The sequence below is a fragment of the Halalkalibacter krulwichiae genome (genome assembly GCF_002109385.1).
In the GTDB taxonomy this organism is placed as follows: Bacteria; Bacillota; Bacilli; order Bacillales; family Bacillaceae_D; genus Halalkalibacter; species Halalkalibacter krulwichiae.
This window is the reverse complement of record NZ_CP020814.1, coordinates 2,809,048-2,826,486: the sequence shown is the minus strand read 5'-3', so window position 1 is coordinate 2,826,486 and position 17,439 is coordinate 2,809,048. Positions and strand designations below refer to the sequence as shown.

The 17,439-nt window shown below is 37.1% G+C and carries 16 protein-coding genes; 13 read left to right on the top strand and 3 right to left on the bottom strand.

Annotated features, from left to right (window positions below; genetic code table 11):
- Positions 1 to 127: 127 nt before the first annotated feature.
- Together typA and BkAM31D_RS14250 are read left to right on the top strand one after the other, a co-directional pair.
- Positions 128 to 1,963, top strand: a complete 1,836-nt coding sequence (typA, locus tag BkAM31D_RS14255) for a translational GTPase TypA (RefSeq protein WP_066150689.1) — start codon at positions 128 to 130, stop codon at positions 1,961 to 1,963.
- A 13-nt stretch (positions 1,964 to 1,976) separates the two neighbouring features.
- Positions 1,977 to 2,306 carry a YlaH-like family protein gene (locus BkAM31D_RS14250; protein ID WP_066150686.1) on the top strand — a complete coding sequence of 110 codons (330 nt, stop codon included), beginning with the start codon at positions 1,977 to 1,979 and terminating at the stop codon, positions 2,304 to 2,306.
- A gap of 76 nt (positions 2,307 to 2,382) precedes the next feature.
- Here BkAM31D_RS14250 and BkAM31D_RS14245 read toward each other — a convergent pair whose 3' ends face one another.
- Positions 2,383 to 2,583 (bottom strand): YlaI family protein, encoded by a 201-nt coding sequence (locus BkAM31D_RS14245; protein WP_066150624.1) that lies wholly within the window; start codon positions 2,581 to 2,583, stop codon positions 2,383 to 2,385.
- Positions 2,584 to 2,728: 145 nt separating this feature from the next.
- Between BkAM31D_RS14245 and BkAM31D_RS14240 the strand changes: the two genes are divergently transcribed.
- Positions 2,729 to 3,184 (top strand): pyridoxamine 5'-phosphate oxidase family protein, encoded by a 456-nt coding sequence (locus BkAM31D_RS14240; RefSeq protein WP_066150621.1) that lies wholly within the window; start codon positions 2,729 to 2,731, stop codon positions 3,182 to 3,184.
- Positions 3,185 to 3,361: 177 nt separating this feature from the next.
- A complete protein-coding gene (locus tag BkAM31D_RS14235) occupies positions 3,362 to 4,693 on the top strand; it encodes a PhoH family protein (RefSeq protein WP_066150618.1) in 1,332 nt (443 codons plus the stop codon).
- 60 nt (positions 4,694 to 4,753) lie between these two features.
- Here the strand turns inward: BkAM31D_RS14235 and BkAM31D_RS14230 are convergent, their stop codons facing one another.
- Positions 4,754 to 5,272, bottom strand: coding sequence for a hypothetical protein (locus BkAM31D_RS14230; protein WP_066150615.1), 519 nt, complete (start codon positions 5,270 to 5,272; stop codon positions 4,754 to 4,756).
- A 146-nt stretch (positions 5,273 to 5,418) separates the two neighbouring features.
- Here BkAM31D_RS14230 and glsA point away from each other — a divergent pair, with 146 nt between their 5' ends.
- From glsA to pyc, 3 genes are all read left to right on the top strand, one after another.
- Positions 5,419 to 6,348, top strand: a complete 930-nt coding sequence (glsA, locus tag BkAM31D_RS14225; RefSeq protein ID WP_066150613.1) for a glutaminase A — start codon at positions 5,419 to 5,421, stop codon at positions 6,346 to 6,348.
- Positions 6,349 to 6,448: 100 nt separating this feature from the next.
- Positions 6,449 to 6,730 (top strand): Fpa/YlaN family protein, encoded by a 282-nt coding sequence (locus BkAM31D_RS14220; RefSeq protein ID WP_066150610.1) that lies wholly within the window; start codon positions 6,449 to 6,451, stop codon positions 6,728 to 6,730.
- A gap of 303 nt (positions 6,731 to 7,033) precedes the next feature.
- Entirely contained in the window at positions 7,034 to 10,480 is a 3,447-nt protein-coding gene (pyc, locus tag BkAM31D_RS14215; protein ID WP_066150607.1) for a pyruvate carboxylase, read from the top strand.
- A gap of 113 nt (positions 10,481 to 10,593) precedes the next feature.
- Here the strand turns inward: pyc and BkAM31D_RS14210 are convergent, their stop codons facing one another.
- Complete coding sequence (locus BkAM31D_RS14210; protein ID WP_066150604.1) at positions 10,594 to 11,490, bottom strand: COX15/CtaA family protein; 897 nt, start codon at positions 11,488 to 11,490, stop codon at positions 10,594 to 10,596.
- Between the two features lie 294 nt (positions 11,491 to 11,784).
- Here BkAM31D_RS14210 and cyoE point away from each other — a divergent pair, with 294 nt between their 5' ends.
- The 6 genes from cyoE to BkAM31D_RS14180 all read left to right on the top strand — a co-directional run bounded on the left by cyoE (position 11,785) and on the right by BkAM31D_RS14180 (position 17,386).
- Positions 11,785 to 12,717 (top strand): heme o synthase, encoded by a 933-nt coding sequence (cyoE, locus tag BkAM31D_RS14205; protein WP_066150601.1) that lies wholly within the window; start codon positions 11,785 to 11,787, stop codon positions 12,715 to 12,717.
- A 90-nt stretch (positions 12,718 to 12,807) separates the two neighbouring features.
- Positions 12,808 to 13,833: a cytochrome c oxidase subunit II gene (coxB, locus tag BkAM31D_RS14200; protein WP_066150598.1), complete on the top strand. Its 1,026-nt coding sequence runs from the start codon at positions 12,808 to 12,810 to the stop codon at positions 13,831 to 13,833.
- Positions 13,834 to 13,862: 29 nt separating this feature from the next.
- A complete protein-coding gene (ctaD, locus tag BkAM31D_RS14195) occupies positions 13,863 to 15,731 on the top strand; it encodes a cytochrome c oxidase subunit I (RefSeq protein ID WP_066150595.1) in 1,869 nt (622 codons plus the stop codon).
- 3 nt (positions 15,732 to 15,734) lie between these two features.
- Positions 15,735 to 16,355, top strand: a complete 621-nt coding sequence (locus BkAM31D_RS14190; RefSeq protein WP_066150592.1) for a cytochrome (ubi)quinol oxidase subunit III — start codon at positions 15,735 to 15,737, stop codon at positions 16,353 to 16,355.
- A 1-nt stretch (position 16,356) separates the two neighbouring features.
- Entirely contained in the window at positions 16,357 to 16,701 is a 345-nt protein-coding gene (locus tag BkAM31D_RS14185) for a cytochrome C oxidase subunit IV family protein (protein ID WP_066150589.1), read from the top strand.
- 130 nt (positions 16,702 to 16,831) lie between these two features.
- Positions 16,832 to 17,386, top strand: a complete 555-nt coding sequence (locus tag BkAM31D_RS14180; RefSeq protein ID WP_066150586.1) for a DUF420 domain-containing protein — start codon at positions 16,832 to 16,834, stop codon at positions 17,384 to 17,386.
- The last annotated feature ends 53 nt before the right edge of the window (positions 17,387 to 17,439 follow it).

Below are 17,439 nucleotides of genomic sequence, written 5' to 3'. Positions count from 1 at the left end.
ATGTTGCAGATGGTAATAATAGAAAGGACTAATTAAAATGAAATTAGAGCAATTGTCGATTTATGTATCTTTACTGTAATTTTATGATATAATTGTACAGTTAATGAACAAATAAGGAGAGAATAAGATGAAAACTCGTAACGATATACGCAATATTGCGATCATTGCACACGTTGACCATGGGAAAACAACACTTGTGGATCAATTACTTAAACAATCAGGTACTTTTAGAGAGAATGAGCAAGTTGAGGAACGCGCGATGGACTCCAATGCAATTGAAAAAGAGCGTGGTATTACCATTCTCGCTAAAAATACCGCGATTAATTACAATGATAAACGGATTAATATTATGGATACACCTGGTCATGCCGATTTTGGAGGAGAAGTAGAAAGAATCATGAAAATGGTTGATGGTGTACTTCTTGTTGTCGATGCTTATGAAGGCTGTATGCCGCAAACACGTTTCGTACTTAAAAAAGCTCTAGAGCAAAATTTAACGCCTATCGTTGTTGTTAATAAAATTGACCGTGACTTCGCTAGACCTGCTGAGGTTGTTGACGAAGTAATTGATTTGTTTATCGACCTTGGTGCCAATGAAGATCAGTTAGAATTCCCGGTAGTATATGCTTCAGCAATTAATGGTACAGCAAGTATGGATGCAGAAAAGCAAGATGAAAATATGGTCTCTTTATTTGAGACGATTATTGAAACAATTCCAGCTCCAGTTGATAATAGTGAAGAGCCGCTTCAGTTCCAAGTGACGATGCTTGATTATAATGACTATGTTGGACGAATTGGTATTGGACGTGTATTTAGAGGAACTATGAAAGTCGGTCAACAAGTAGCTTTAATGAAGCTCGATGGTTCAGTAAAACAATTCCGTGTAACCAAAATGTTCGGTTTCCTAGGTCTTAAGCGTACGGAAATCCAAGAAGCGAAAGCAGGAGATTTAATTGCTGTTTCTGGAATGGAAGAAATTAACGTAGGAGAAACGGTTTGTCCTATTGAAAATCAAGAAGCACTTCCGATTCTACGTATTGATGAGCCGACATTACAAATGACTTTCCTTGTTAACAACAGTCCATTTGCAGGTCGTGAAGGAAAATTTGTTACAAGTAGAAAAATTGAAGAAAGATTGAAATCAGAGTTAGAGACGGATGTTAGTCTTCGCGTAGAAGATACAGATTCACCAGATGTGTGGATTGTTTCAGGTCGTGGTGAACTTCACCTTTCTATACTAATTGAAAATATGCGTCGTGAAGGGTATGAGCTTCAAGTCTCGAAGCCAGAGGTTATTATTCGTGATATTGATGGAGTACGTTCGGAGCCGATGGAGCGTGTTCAAATCGATGTTCCTGAGGAATACACTGGTGCTGTTATGGAGTCTATTGGTGAGCGTAAAGGTGAAATGTTAAATATGACAAATAACGGCAGTGGCCAAGTTCGTCTTGAGTTTCTTGTACCTGCGCGTGGATTGATTGGATATACAACAGAGTTTTTATCTCAAACACGTGGATATGGAATTATTAATCACTCTTTTGATAGCTATGCACCAATGGCGCAAGGCCAAGTTGGAGGACGTCGCCAAGGGGTTCTTGTATCTATGGAAACTGGTAAATCAAGTCAGTACGGTATTATGCAAGTAGAAGATCGTGGTACCATTTTTGTTGAACCGGGAACAGAGATTTATGAAGGAATGATTGTCGGGGAACATACACGTGATAATGACCTTTCTGTTAATATTACAAAGATGAAGCAACAAACTAATGTGCGTTCTGCAACAAAAGATACAACTGTTACGATGAAAAAACCTCGTATTATGACTTTGGAAGAAGCTTTGGAATATTTAAATGATGATGAATATTGTGAGTTGACTCCTGAATCTATTCGACTTCGTAAAAAGATCTTAAATAAATCAGAGCGTGAACGTGAAGAAAAGCGTAGAAAGCTAGCTGCAAAATAAGAGGTGATTAGTTATGAACGAACAGTTCACGGATCGGGAATTAGAGGAACTAACGTGGCTAATGAGAGCAACGTTAGAAAATCCTTGGTATGGCTTTTATTCCTTTCTAGCTGTTGTAGTTCTTACAATAATAGTTTTTAATTTAGGGTTTGCCAGAGAGTTGCCTATTCTTAAAAAAGTGATTGTCTATATCATGTTATTTATAGGAAGCTTTGTCATGTGGTTCCTTGAATTTGCATTTGGAGCCCCGATTATTGCCGTATTAATAATATCGGGTATCATTCTCGGATTGTATCGATTTAGACTGCATCGTCATCGAAAAGAAAATGATCAGGCATCATAAGTGAATGATAGGCGCAATGACTAGCATACTATAGGATGCTCCAGTAGCTAAATAAAAAGAGAGTGATCGGTAGTTATTAACTCCAATCGCTCTCTTTTTTTTCAACGGCTAAATGAAAGGAAGGTTTCTCTCTTCTTGCTTCTGTTCTTTCTCTGATTCGCTCATAACAAGCATCACACATGTATGTATGGATAGGTCGATTGCGTAACCGTTTTGCTAATGGGAGATGATCATCCAATTTATCAATTTTATCGCAAAGAACACATTTTACTCTCATTTGATTAACACTCCAATCTTTTCTTTATTGTAAGCAATCTAATCAAAAAAAGCTACTTCTACACGATTTTTTCCCTCTAAAGTTTCATGTCATTTCTAATTTAAGCTATAATAATAGAAGTACATAGTGAAATGGAGGATCTATGATGGCAAATCAAGTTGAACAATGTTTAACGGAAGAAATGTTACCGCTTCTCCAAAAAGAACGATATGTTACGATATCAACAGTAGATTTTGAAACTGGAACGCCTAATGTAAATGCGATTTCTTGGGTTTTTGCCCCTGATGTACAAACGATTCGTTTTTCGATTGATAATCGTTCTCGGATTGTGAAAAATATTAAGACCAATTCAGGAGTCGTTTTAACATTGATTGCAAATGGATCAACCTATTCAATTGCAGGCGATGCTCAATTGATTCAGGAAAAAATGGAAGGGGTACCGTTAAAATTAGCCCTTTTAGAAATGAAAGTTGAAGAGGTTCGAGATGTGATGTTTTATGGTGCGAAAATTACATCTGAGCCTAAGTATGATAAAACATATGATGCACAAGCAGCAGCAAAACTTGATTTTCAAGTGATGCAAGTGATGAAAAGAAGGTAGCTCATTCAATTGAGTTGCCTTCTTTTCCTTTTTTGTTTGTTAGGATTCGTGATTCATTCGTCTATCTTTAAGGGCTTATACATACATTCATAATAAGAGGTGATTGAACAAACTTCAGAAATTCGCATAAGTTAAATAGTAAGTAGTTGACAAATGATTCTTTAGTCAGGAGGCGGAATGTTGAAGAAAATCTACGTATTGGACACGAACGTACTCTTACAGGATCCATACTCTATTAATTCGTTTCAAGATAATGAAGTGGTTATCCCAGCAGTCGTTCTTGAGGAAGTTGATTCTAAAAAGCGTAATATGGACGAGATTGGTAGGAATGCACGTCAATTTTCAAAGATCATAGATAATTTAAGAGGAAAGGGAAAGTTGCATGAAGGGGTCCTTCTTGAATCAGGAGGGAAATTAAGAGTAGAGCTAAACCATAGATCGTTTCTGCGCCTAAAAGATTCTTTTGCAGAAATGACGAATGATAATAGAATTATTGCAGTTGCATTAAATTTAATGATTGAGGAACAAGAGAAAATAGACGGCAGACAAGTTATCTTAGTCAGTAAGGATGCATTAGTTAGAGTAAAGGCTGATGCATTAGGGCTTCCTGCAGAAGACTTCTTAAGTGACCGTGTAGTCGAATTCGACCATGTATATCCTGGATATGTGAAAATATATGTTGATGCAGATGTAATGAAAAAGTTCTATACAAATGGAGAAATTGCTATATCAGAACTGACGAAACACCCATTTTACCCTCATCAATTTATTATTATGAAAGATGCATTAGGGAGCTCTAGTTCTGCTATTGGTAAAGTAGAACCGGATGGAAAAAAAGTGAAAAAATTTGTAAGTGAACCCGATCATGTTTGGGGAATACGCTCCCGCAATGTCCAGCAAAAAATGGCTTTTGAATTGCTTTTGCGGGATGATATTAGTTTAGTAACAATGGTAGGGAAAGCAGGAACCGGTAAAACGCTATTGTCACTTGCTGCGGGATTAATGCAAACAGAGGATTTAGGGAAATATAAAAAGCTGGTTGTTGCAAGACCGGTAGTTCCACTAGGGAAGGATATAGGGTATTTACCTGGAGAGAAAGAAGAGAAGTTGAGGCCATGGATGCAGCCTATTTATGATAATTTAGAATTCCTTTTTGATACAAAAAAACCAGGTGAGTTAGATCATATTTTAGCCGGAATGGGTTCCATACAAGTTGAAGCTCTCACCTATATTAGGGGTCGTAGTATCCCTGATCAATTTATCATCATTGATGAAGCGCAGAACCTCACAAAGCATGAAGTGAAAACCATTTTAACTCGAGTTGGTGAACGAAGTAAGTTAGTGTTAATGGGTGACCCTCAACAGATTGACCATCCTTACTTGGATGAATATAACAATGGTCTAACTTATGTTGTTGAGAAATTTAAAGATCAGACGGTGAGTGGCCATGTGAAGTTAGTGAAAGGGGAGCGCTCAGGCTTAGCCCAGCTAGCAGCTGATTTATTGTAGATAAAAGGGTGACTTAAAGATGTGGTGCTCTTTAAGTCACCCTTTTTTGTACTTATCAGTTTACTGCGATTGATACAAAACAAATTTCGAAATGTTTTTAATTGGTTCTTGCTGATTTGAACCGTCTCTAAAGTAAAAATGAACAGGGCCATCTTCTAAAAGAGGTTTCCCTTTTTGGGAGAATCCTACAATACCTTCAGAAACTTTGGCATAATCAAATCTGTGCTTATTGCCACTCTTTTCAATAATTTCAACTTTTTGTATTTCTTTTCCAGGCTTAGCGTTAAGCAAAAAAGGCTTCAAAGGCATACCGAACGAACCTTCTGTAAGTTCTTTCTTATTGTATTTAATTTTGTTGTCATTTGAATCTGGACGTGGCGGTTCAGCCCCTTCAGTAATTTCTTTGTCCCATTGTGCCGATATTGCTTTTGTGTAAGCGGTCTCTTCATCCTCGATTGTTGTACTCTCAGAAAAATATGTATCAAGGTCTACTTTTCGCTCATCAAAAATCCAAACGGTGGGATCGATTGTTAACGGATGATCTACATCGCCTTCAATAAAAAAAACAAATTCTTGCATAAATTCCCCTCCAATAAACAAATTCTATTAAAGTATAATGTCTTTCTTGCTTTTTGTCACTTTAGTCACATAGAAAAAATTGGTCTGTTTATGTATTTGACTACATAAGATAATTGATTTAATTTAAATATTTTTGGAGTGATTGTATGGTTTGTCGTTATGGTGATGATCTTAAATTAATGATTGAAGAAGTCAGACAATACACGAAAGAGGGAAAAGTTGCAGATTACATCCCCGCAATATCTCTAGCAAATAAATCAGATGTAGCAGTAGCTATTTATGATGGAAATGATACATGCTTTAGTGAAGGTAATTCCAATCAACTTTTTACCTTACAAAGTATATCTAAAGTATTAACACTTGCCTTAGCATTAATGGATCATGGTGAGGAAATAGTGTTTAGTAAGGTTGGAATGGAGCCAACGGGTGATCCTTTTAATTCAATTGCTAAATTAGAAACCCAAGTCCCTTCTAAACCATTAAACCCAATGATAAATGCTGGTGCATTAGCCGTCAGTTCACTAATAAAGGGATCTTCTAATGATGAAAAATTAGATCGATTACTCAGTTTTGTTAGAGAGTTAAGTGGCAATCCATCTATCTCCTTTAATAAAGATGTGGCAAAATCTGAATATGATACTGCTGATTTAAATCGAGCGTTACTTTATTTTATGAAACAACATGGTGTTATTTCAGATGATATAGAGGAATTACTCGATTTCTATACAAAACAGTGTGCAATCGAAGTCAATTGCGAAGACTTAGCTAAAATTGGATATGCACTGGCTCATCAAGGTGAGCATCCGGATAAGAACTATTCAATTGTCCCTACTGAAATCGCACGGTTAGTAAAGACTTTTATGGTCACATGTGGAATGTATAATGCTTCGGGAGAATTTGCTATACGTGTTGGAATTCCAGCTAAAAGTGGGGTTTCAGGCGGAATAGTCGGTGCGGTTCCAGGGAGTATCGGAATTGGTATCTATGGCCCAGCTCTAGATGAAAAAGGAAACAGTATAGCAGGGATGAAATTATTACAGTTGCTATCTGCTAAATATCGGTTAAGTATTTTTTAATCGAAAATTATTCTCAACTCCTAATGTGAAAATCGTTGCAATTTTGATTTGAAACAGCTACTATTAAGACAAGGATAATTCACTTGAAGGAGGGGTCAACATGTCAGCAGAAATGATGACTGGAGATAGAGATAAAGCAATTGCCCTTCTGAAATCAGATGCGGATAAAATTCGGCAGCTAATTGAAGTTCAGTTGGAAAACTTAACAATGCCTCAGTGTCCTTTATATGAAGAGGTTCTCGATACACAAATGTTTGGTCTGTCAAGAGAAATCGACTTCGCTAAACGTTTAGGGTTAGTTGATGAGGAGAGTGGAAAACAAATCCTCGGAGAATTACAACGTAAATTAGATGACTTACATGAGGCATCTGTTCGAAAATAAAAATCAAGCTATATTAATAGCTTGATTTTTATTTTTTTTATGTTATCAAAGAAAGCGTAACTGTCCATGAATTTACTGGGATTCCGATCGGGTAATGTAATAATACGTCTCCGCAAAGAAAGTAAGCGCATTAGTGTTTGATAAATTAGAACAGTCGAAAAAATAATTTGCCAAAATAGGCTTGTTTTAACTATACTAATAACTAGTATTATTTTTTAATAGACTTTTTCAAAGTATTTAAGAAAAACAAATGTATTTTTGAAAAGAACATGAGAGGGTTGTACCTAGGAGGAGAGAACGTTTATGAATGGCTTAACAAACATTAAAAAAGTTCTTGTTGCAAACCGTGGTGAGATAGCAATTCGCATTTTTCGTGCATGCACAGAGTTACATATTAGAACGGTTGCAATTTATTCGAAAGAAGACTCAGGAGCTTACCATCGATATAAGGCAGATGAGGCTTATTTAGTAGGGGAAGGCAAAAAGCCAATTGAAGCTTACCTAGATATTGAGGGAATTATTGAAGTTGCGAAGTTACATGATGTAGACGCTATACATCCAGGATATGGTTTTCTTTCTGAAAATATTGACTTTGCTAAGCGATGTCAAGAAGAAGGAATTATATTTATCGGCCCAGAACTTGAGCACCTTGTGATGTTCGGAGACAAAGTACAAGCTCGTGAGCAAGCATTAAAAGCGAACTTACCGGTTATCCCTGGAAGTGACGGACCTGCCAATAGTTTAGAAGACGTTCAACAATTTGCTGAACAACATGGTTTTCCGTTTATTATTAAAGCTGCATTAGGTGGCGGTGGTCGTGGAATGCGTATTGTACGAGAAGCGGAAGACCTTCAAGAATCGTATGAGCGAGCGAAGTCAGAAGCGAAATCTGCGTTTGGAAATGACGAAGTCTATGTTGAGAAATTTATTGAAAATCCGAAGCATATTGAAGTACAAATTTTAGCAGACAAACATGGGAATATTATCCACTTGTATGAACGTGATTGTTCCGTTCAACGTAGGCATCAGAAAGTTGTGGAAGTCGCTCCGAGCGTTTCGTTGAGTGATGAAGTAAGAGAGAACATTTGCAACGCAGCAGTTCAACTGATGGAGCACGTAGATTATGTGAATGCAGGAACTGTTGAATTCCTTGTTACTGATTCAGGAGAGTTTTATTTTATTGAAGTAAACCCTCGTGTACAAGTGGAACATACAATTACGGAAATGGTTACTGGTGTCGATATTGTCCAATCTCAATTATTTATCGCTGATGGTGAGAGATTGCATGATGCAAAACTAGGGATTCCAACACAAGATAAGGTAGTTTGTAATGGTTATGCAATCCAGTCTCGTGTAACAACTGAAGATCCTAGTAATGGATTTATGCCAGATACAGGGCGAATTAATGCATACCGCTCAGGCGGAGGGTTTGGAGTACGTTTAGATGCAGGAAATGGTTTCCAAGGTGCTGTCATTACACCTTATTACGATTCATTACTTGTAAAGGTTTCGACATGGGCATTAACTTTTGAAAGTGCTGCAGCGAAAATGTTACGGAACTTAAGAGAGTTTCGAATTAGAGGGATTAAAACAAATATCGCTTTCCTTGAGAATGTTGTCCAACATCCTAATTTCTTAAATGGTGAATATAACACATCATTTATTGATAAAACACCTGAACTCTTTATGTTTCCAAAGAGAAAAGACCGTGGAACTAAAATGTTATCATTTATCGGAGAAACAATTGTAAATGGCTACCCTGGTCTTGAGCAATCAAAGAAACCAGTGTTTGAAAAAGCGCCAATCCCGAAGTTGAAATTAACAGATCCTATTCCTAAAGGAACTAAGCAAATTCTTGATGAAAAGGGCCCTGAAGGACTTGCGAAATGGGTAAAAGACCAAAAAGAGGTACTATTAACAGATACTACATTCCGCGACGCTCATCAGTCTCTTCTAGCTACGAGAATTAGGACTCATGACTTGAAACAAATTGCAGAACCAACTGCACGAATGTTGCCAAATCTATTTTCACTTGAGATGTGGGGCGGTGCAACATTTGATGTAACCATGCGTTTCTTACACGAGGATCCTTGGGAGCGTCTTTTAACACTTAGAAAGCAAGCTCCAAATGTATTGTTCCAAATGCTATTGCGTGCATCTAATGCTGTTGGATATACGAATTATCCAGATAATGTAATTGAGGAATTTGTTGAGAAGTCAGCTGATGCTGGTATTGATGTTTTCCGTATTTTTGATAGTTTAAATTGGGTTAAAGGAATGACACTAGCGATAGATTCTGTTCGCAAAAGTGGGAAAATTGCTGAAGCTTCTATTTGTTATACAGGAGACATATTAGATTCTTCACGTTCTAAATACGATCTTGCTTACTATAAAAACATTGCAAAAGAATTAGAACAAGCCGGTTCACATATTTTGGGGATCAAAGACATGGCTGGTTTATTAAAGCCTGAGGCGGCATATCAACTAATTACAGAGCTAAAAAATACTGTCGATATACCGATTCATTTGCATACACATGATACGAGCGGTAATGGAATCTTTACATATGCTCGTGCTATTGAAGCGGGAGTAGACATTGTTGATGTAGCAGTAAGCTCAATGGCAGGTCTAACTTCACAGCCAAGCGCAAATAGCTTGTACTATGCATTAAGTGGTTCAAAGCGTCAACCGAATGTTCAGGTTGAATCACTTGAAAAGTTAGGCGAATTCTGGGATTACACGCGTAAATACTATGCTGGCTTCGAGAGTGGCATGAATGCACCCCATACTGAAGTGTATGAACATGAAATGCCAGGTGGACAATATAGTAACTTGCAACAACAAGCTAAGGCTGTAGGTCTAGGGGCACGTTGGAATGATGTTAAAAAAATGTATCGATCGGTTAATGATATGTTTGGAGATGTAGTAAAAGTAACACCATCATCTAAAGTAGTTGGTGATATGGCTCTTTATATGGTTCAAAATGAATTGACAGAACAAGACGTTTACGAAAAAGGTGAGAAATTGGACTTCCCTGATTCAGTAGTCGAGTTCTTCCAGGGTCAACTTGGGCAACCTTATCAAGGTTTCCCGAAGGAGTTACAAGATCTCATCTTAAAAGGTAAGAAGCCGATTGAAGGTAGACCAGGAGAATCTTTAGAACCTGTTGATTTCCAAGTAATTAAAGAAGAGTTGTTTAATAAATTAGATCGACAAGTCACAAGTCATGATATGCTCTCTTATGCATTATATCCGAAAGTTTATATGGAGTTTGAACAATTCCGTCAGCAATTTGGAGACGTATCGGTATTAGATACCCCAACATTTTTCTATGGCTTAAGGTTAGGTGAGGAAATTGAAATTGAGATTGAGAAAGGGAAAACATTAATCATAAAACTAGTCTCAATTTCAAAACCGAATGAAGAAGGATCACGAATTGTTTATTTTGAGTTAAATGGACAGCCTCGTGAAGTTGTAATAAAGGATTTAAATGTTAAATCTCTTACTGTCTCACGACCAAAAGTAGATAAAGATAATCCAAATCAAATTGGCGCATCAATGCCAGGAACAGTAGTGAAAACTTTGGTTGTCAAGGGAGACAAAGTTAGAAAAGGTGACCACCTTATGATAACTGAGGCGATGAAGATGGAAACTACCGTTCAGGCGCAGTTTGATGGCGTAGTAAAAGAAGTTTATGTAAATGATGGCGATCCGATTTTAACAGGCGATCTTCTAATTGAATTAAACTAATTAAAGAAGGTTGAAGAGAATTCTCTTCAACCTTCTTTTACTACGTATAAATAATAAACAATTGGGCATGAATGAAAAAATGACAGTGGATGGACTGTCATTTTTAAAGTCGATTATTGAGGTTTACGAAGTAATATCATAGCCATATAGCTTAAAGTAGAAAATAGAATGGACACAATAAGAGCATGCAATAACCCAATAGTAAGAAATTCATTCTGTGTAAATACGACAGAAATTCCACTTAGTGCTTGAAGAGTGACTAAGATAAAAGAGATTACACTTGCCCAAACAAGGACGACTTCTTGTTTGAAACGGGCAATTGTCCAAATCATTAATATAAGAAGTAAGAAAAGTAGAGCGATACTAGCTACACGGTGCAGAAAATGTACACCAACTGGACCACTAAATCCTGGGAAAACTTGTCCGTTACAAGTTGGGAATCCAGCACAGGCCAACGTTGCTTGCATATGTTTTACGTAGGCTCCTGTATAGATAACAGCATAACAGTATGTGATAACGAAAAAGAAAAATGCTTTATAAGCTGTTGATACACGAGCTACAATTTTATACGGCTTTCCATCTTCGAAAGCTAAAATTGTTAATAAAATGACAGATGCAAGAGACATCGCAGAAATCCCAAAGTGTAGAGCCAAGATAGCTTTTGACTGTCCAAACACAACAGCGCCTGCCCCTAGTAAACCTTGAAAAATAATTAATAATACAGCTGTTATTGACATGAACTTGGCTTCTTTTACATGCTTTAACTTTCTCCAAGACCAGATGGCAAGAATGATCACAAGAGCTCCAACTAGACCAGATACGATTCGGTGACTATATTCGATGATCGTTTCAATTGCAGGGCTAGTAGGAATAACTTCTCCAAAGCATAATGGCCATGTTGCGCCGCATCCTTCTCCAGATTCAGTTTTGGTAACAAGTGCTCCTTGTAAGAGGACAATCGTTAAACCAATAGAGGTCAGAATGCCGAAGATTTTTAATCCTTTATGCATTCAATTCACCTTTCCTTCTATAAAATTGTTAAGATTTATGCTAGAGTAAGCAATGAATCTATTTGCTTTCTTATTGATCTTAAAAACAAACGAAATAAAAGTCAATTTTACTAGAGTGAAATTTTTATGGAGAAATGTAAATGTGAAGATAATGTGAAACTCAGGATTTTAATGAAACTAACTAGATTTTAAGATATAATGTGACATGTAGCACACTAAGATAAGAAATTATTCGCTAGTTTCTTATTAATTTGTGTGTTTATATTGGTTGACTCTATAAAGGAGGTGAAATTGATGAATAAGACTAATACAGCTTTTGAAGCATCAGAGGTAATAGCTAGTCCAGATTCATCAGTTGCTGAGCAGCAGAAATCATGGAAAGACTATCTAGTGCTTGCTAAGCAAGGTATAGTTACATCTAATTTAATTACAGCATTTGCCGGAGTTTATTTGGCGGCTATTTATACGAGTACAGGATTAGGAGCACATCTTGGATCGATGTTTTTCGCACTAATTGGTGCTGCGCTTGTAATGGCAGGTGGATGTACGTTGAATAATTATATTGATCGAGATATAGATCACATCATGGAACGTACAAAAGACCGTCCGACGGTTACAGGTCGCTTCTCAGCGAATCACGTACTGTTAGTAGGTTTGATACAGTCAGCAGCTGGGATAGGGTTTCTTGCACTGACTACCGCTACTGCAGCTGTAATTGGTTTAATTGGTTTGTTTATTTACGTTGTGCTTTACACTATGTGGACAAAACGTACAACGACTTTAAATACAATAGTAGGTAGTTTCTCAGGCGCTGTTCCGCCACTTATTGGTTGGGCTGCGATTGATGGAAGTTTACACACCTATGCATGGGTATTATTTTTTATTATGTTCTTTTGGCAGCCCCCACATTTCCTTGCTTTAGCAATGAAGAGAGTGGAAGAATATCGTGCTGCTGGTATTCCAATGCTACCAGTCGTTGCTGGTTTCGAAGTGACAAAGCGTCAAATGGTCGTATACGTTATTGCGTTACTTCCAGTATCATTAATGCTTTATCCTTTTGGATTAGTGTATACGATTGTAGCAGCCGTGTTAGGGTTAGGTTGGGTAATTCTTGGTTTTGCTGGTTTTAAAATGAAAGATGATATAAAATGGGCAAGGCTAATGTTTGTTTATTCGCTTAACTACTTAACCATTCTATTTGTTCTTATGGTTATTGTTCATATTTAATTATGTGTTGTTTAGCTATGGATGGTAACTATAGATATATTTAATTAGTAGTAAAAATACTACGTTATGAAAGTGAGGTTGGATTGTCAGATGAAACTTTGGAAAACTGCTTGGCGTTTTCTACCTCTTTCATTGCTCTTGTTTTTAACAGGTTGTATGGGAGAGACGAACTTAACTGCCCTTGATCCAAAGGGACCACAATCACAATGGTTATTCGACAACATGTTGTTATCGTTGTATATAATGGCCTTAGTGACTATTGTCGTATTTGCAATCTTTTTCATTATTCTTGCTAAGTACCGTCGAACTCCTGGAGACGATACGATTCCAAAGCAGGTACATGGAAATACGGCGCTTGAAATTACATGGACTGTTATTCCTATTATCTTGTTAACAATTTTAGCTGTCCCGACTATAACTGGACAATTTATGTTAGCTGATACAGAACCAGATCCAGAGATTGGTGAAGATACAGTCTATATTAAAGTAACAGGACATCAATTTTGGTGGCAATTTGATTATGAAGATGAAGGGTTTACTGCTGGTCAAGAAGTATACATACCAGTTGGTGAAAAGGTAATCTTCGAATTACATGCACAAGATGTACAACATTCATTCTGGGTTCCAGCACTTGGTGGTAAATTAGATACTATTCCTGGTATCACAAACCATATGTGGTTGGAAGCAGATGAGCCTGGAGTATTTAAAGGGAAATGTGCGGAGCTTTGTGGGCCAGCGCATGCTTTAATGGATTTCAAACTAGTTGCACTTGAGCGTGATGACTATGATGCTTGGGTTGCAGGTATGCAAGAAGAAGTTGACGTTCCTACTGAAGGTGTTTTAGCTGAAGGTCGCGCTGTATTTGAAGCGAATGGATGTATCGGCTGTCACGCGATCGGTGGAATGGGAACTGCTGCAGGTCCTGCATTATCAGATTATGCAAACCGTGAAGTTGTTGCGGGGTATTTAGAAAATACTGACGAGAACTTAGAAGCATGGATCCGTGACCCTGAGTCATTAAAACAAGGGAACAACATGCCAGCATTTCCAGATATGAGCGATGCAGATATGGAAGCGCTTATTGCTTATTTACGTTCTTTAGATGTACAGAATTAATTATTTGAATAAAGAAGGAGGTAAACCCTTTGGCTGCACAAAAACAGGAAAAAAGCGTTATTTGGGATTGGTTAACAACAGTTGACCATAAAAAGCTTGGAATCATGTATTTGATTGCAGGGACGCTTTTCTTTGTAAAAGCTGGTGTTATGGCGCTTTTTATGCGTATTCAGCTAATGTATCCAGAGATGAATTTCTTAAGTGGTCAAACATTTAATGAATTCATCACAATGCATGGTACGATCATGCTTTTCTTAGCTGCAACACCATTATTATTTGCATTTATGAACTATGTCATACCACTGCAAATTGGAGCCCGTGACGTTGCCTTTCCATTTGTCAACGCACTAGGTTTTTGGATTTTCTTTGCTGGTGGTTTATTACTTAGCTTAAGTTGGTTTTTTGGTGGAGGTCCAGATGCTGGTTGGACGGCGTATGTTCCTTTATCGAGTCGTGACTATGCTGGAGTAGGGCTTGATTTCTATGTACTAGGTTTACAAGTTTCTGGTATTGGTACATTAATTTCAGCCATTAACTTCCTTGTTACAATCATTAACATGCGTGCACCTGGCATGACTATGATGCGTCTACCTTTATTCGTGTGGACATCATTTATTTCTTCAACATTAATTTTATTTGCTTTTACACCACTTGCAGCTGGTCTTGCACTACTTATGTTAGACCGTATTTTCGGAGCTCAATTCTTTATCCCGAGCATGGGTGGTAATACTGTATTATGGCAACATATTTTCTGGATCTTCGGACATCCAGAAGTTTATATTCTAGTACTACCTGCTTTTGGTATTATTTCTGAGGTTATTCCTGCATTCTCAAGAAAGCGTCTATTCGGTTATACAGCAATGGTATTTGCTACAATGATTATTGCTTTCTTAGGATTCATGGTATGGGCTCACCATATGTTTACAGTAGGTATGGGACCAGTAGCGAACTCGATCTTTGCGATTGCTACTATGACGATTGCGGTACCAACCGGTATTAAGATCTTTAACTGGCTCTTTACGATGTGGGGCGGTAAGATTACATTTAATACAGCAATGCTATTTGCATCTTCGTTCGTTCCAACATTCGTACTTGGTGGGGTAACAGGGGTTATGCTTGCAATGGCACCGGTTGACTACTTATACCATGATACGTACTTTGTAGTTGCCCACTTCCATTACATTATTGTTGGTGGTATCGTTTTAGCATTATTCGCTGGTTTATTCTATTGGTATCCAAAAATGTTTGGACACATGTTAAACGAAACATTAGGAAAACTTTTCTTCTGGATTTTCTATATTGGTTTCCATTTAACGTTCTTCGTACAACATTTACTAGGTCTTATGGGTATGCCTCGTCGTGTTTACACGTATCTTGGTGATCAAGGACTTGATACATTTAACTTTATCAGTACAATTGGAACATTCTTCATGTCAGCAGGTGTTATCCTACTCGTGATTAATGTTATCTATTCAGCGTTTAAAGGAGAGCGTGTTACAGTTGCCGATCCATGGGATGCTCGTACACTTGAGTGGGCAGTACCTACTCCAGTACCTGAGTACAACTTTGCACAAACTCCACAAGTTCGTTCATTAGATCCATTATTCTACGAGAAAATTCATGGAGATGGCACAATGAAACCGGCTGAACCGATTCAACCGATTCACATGCCTAATGGTTCAATACTTCCTTTAATTATCTCTATTGGATTATTCTTTGCTGGACTTGGATTTATTATGATGAATATGGATAATCCAATCATCAATCCTTGGATTGTAGCTATTGGTGGTCTAGTTATCACATTTGGTTCAATGTTCGTACGTTCAGTGAAAGAAGATCATGGTTATTACGTTCCAGTAGAGCAAGTAAAAGCTGATCTTAAGAAAGGAGGGAACTAAGAAATGGCGGGTCATGTAGATACTTCAAAAGGGCTTCCTTCTCATCCTGAGAGAGCTACATTAGAAGGAAAAAACAAGTTTCTCGGTTTCTGGTTCTTCCTTGGTGGTGAAACGATTTTATTTGCTACTTTCTTTGGAACATATTTAGGTCTTCGTAATGGGATTGCCGATGGGCCTAGCTCACAAGAAATGTTCCACTTACCACTTGTATTCATTATGACAATGTTGCTTTTAACAAGTTCATTAACAAGTGTGTTAGCAATGTTTGCCATGAAGAAAAATAACTTCCGAGCGTTTAAAGTTTGGATGTGGATTACGGTATTACTTGGTTTATCGTTCCTAGGATTTGAGATTTATGAGTTCTACGAGTATGTTCACCAAGGATTTGGTTTTACAACAAGTGCGTTTTCTTCTTCATTCTATTCACTTGTTGGTTTGCATGGAGCTCACGTTGCATTTGGTCTAAGCTGGATTATCGTACTACTTATTCGTTATAATAAGAGTGGTATTACGCTTACAAATGCTCCTAAGTTCTATGTTGCCGGTTTATACTGGCACTTCATTGATGTCGTGTGGGTATTCATCTTCACGGTCGTTTATCTTATGGGAGTAGGAGGTCATTAATATGGCAGATAACTTAAGTCAACCATTTGATAAAAGTGCTATGACAGAGGAAGAGAAACGTCAGGTTAATAAAGAAATTCGTAAGCAAATTGTTGTTTTTGCTTTAATGATTTTCTTAACAATCATTTCGTTTTTAGCAGTTGGTGCAGATATTGTTCCAAGATCATTCGCTATTCCATTTATTCTGCTATTAGCAGTTGTTCAGTTTGCTCTTCAATTGATCTTCTTTATGCATTTAAAAGATAAAGATCATGGTTGGGCTACTGCATTTATGATTTCGGGTATTTTTATAACAGTTCCAACTATTGCAGCTTTAATGCTGTTAATTGGAGTCGTGAAATACTAAAATCACTTTAAGCTCTCATCATTAGATGAGAGCTTTTTTTGTTCATAAGTTTGTAAGAGCTTATCCTCTTTTTTTAGTCCTTCTTATTGTATAATATAATTGGTCTAATAAAGAAAAAGGAGTGAAGACCTTGGCTCAGCAAAATGATGTCTTACAACAAACACATAAAAAAAGAAACTATAAACCAGCTATTATTATTATTACAATTATTATAAATGGTTTAGTTGCTCTTTTAGCGGGATTACCAGGTGTTGAAAACTTTGATGCATTTGATGTAAAGATCTTGCCGATGTTAAATGCCATTTTCAATTCATTTACGTTTTTATTTTTAGTTGCGGCATTGATCGCGATCATGAAAAAGAATGTTACCGTACACCGTCGTTTTATATATGCTGCTTTCATTACGACGACCCTTTTCTTAGTAACTTATGTAGGCCATCACTTTTTATCAGAATCGACAGCTTATGGAGGTACAGGAATCTTAGCAGGAATTTATTACTTTATTCTTATTACCCATATTGTTCTTGCTGCAATTATCGTTCCACTAGCATTAACATCTGTTGCTCGTGCATGGAACATGGAAAATGAACGCCATAAAAAAATAGCTAGATGGACAATGCCTATTTGGTTATATGTAAGTTTAACGGGTGTTCTTGTGTATATTATGATCTCCCCTTATTACTAATTTTTCTTTATGCTGTAGTAAGGGTATACTAAACACTTATACTAGTTTTATTG

Bases quoted from the DNA above. Each gene is read 5' to 3' on its own strand.
- typA (WP_066150689.1), top strand. From the start codon at position 128: ATGAAAACTCGTAACGATATACGCAATATTGCGATCATTGCACACGTT.
- BkAM31D_RS14250 (WP_066150686.1), top strand. From the start codon at position 1,977: ATGAACGAACAGTTCACGGATCGGGAATTAGAGGAACTAACGTGGCTA.
- BkAM31D_RS14245 (WP_066150624.1), bottom strand. From the start codon at position 2,583: ATGAGAGTAAAATGTGTTCTTTGCGATAAAATTGATAAATTGGATGAT.
- BkAM31D_RS14240 (WP_066150621.1), top strand. From the start codon at position 2,729: ATGGCAAATCAAGTTGAACAATGTTTAACGGAAGAAATGTTACCGCTT.
- BkAM31D_RS14235 (WP_066150618.1), top strand. From the start codon at position 3,362: ATGTTGAAGAAAATCTACGTATTGGACACGAACGTACTCTTACAGGAT.
- BkAM31D_RS14230 (WP_066150615.1), bottom strand. From the start codon at position 5,272: ATGCAAGAATTTGTTTTTTTTATTGAAGGCGATGTAGATCATCCGTTA.
- glsA (WP_066150613.1), top strand. From the start codon at position 5,419: ATGGTTTGTCGTTATGGTGATGATCTTAAATTAATGATTGAAGAAGTC.
- BkAM31D_RS14220 (WP_066150610.1), top strand. From the start codon at position 6,449: ATGTCAGCAGAAATGATGACTGGAGATAGAGATAAAGCAATTGCCCTT.
- pyc (WP_066150607.1), top strand. From the start codon at position 7,034: ATGAATGGCTTAACAAACATTAAAAAAGTTCTTGTTGCAAACCGTGGT.
- BkAM31D_RS14210 (WP_066150604.1), bottom strand. From the start codon at position 11,490: ATGCATAAAGGATTAAAAATCTTCGGCATTCTGACCTCTATTGGTTTA.
- cyoE (WP_066150601.1), top strand. From the start codon at position 11,785: ATGAATAAGACTAATACAGCTTTTGAAGCATCAGAGGTAATAGCTAGT.
- coxB (WP_066150598.1), top strand. From the start codon at position 12,808: ATGAAACTTTGGAAAACTGCTTGGCGTTTTCTACCTCTTTCATTGCTC.
- BkAM31D_RS14190 (WP_066150592.1), top strand. From the start codon at position 15,735: ATGGCGGGTCATGTAGATACTTCAAAAGGGCTTCCTTCTCATCCTGAG.
- BkAM31D_RS14185 (WP_066150589.1), top strand. From the start codon at position 16,357: ATGGCAGATAACTTAAGTCAACCATTTGATAAAAGTGCTATGACAGAG.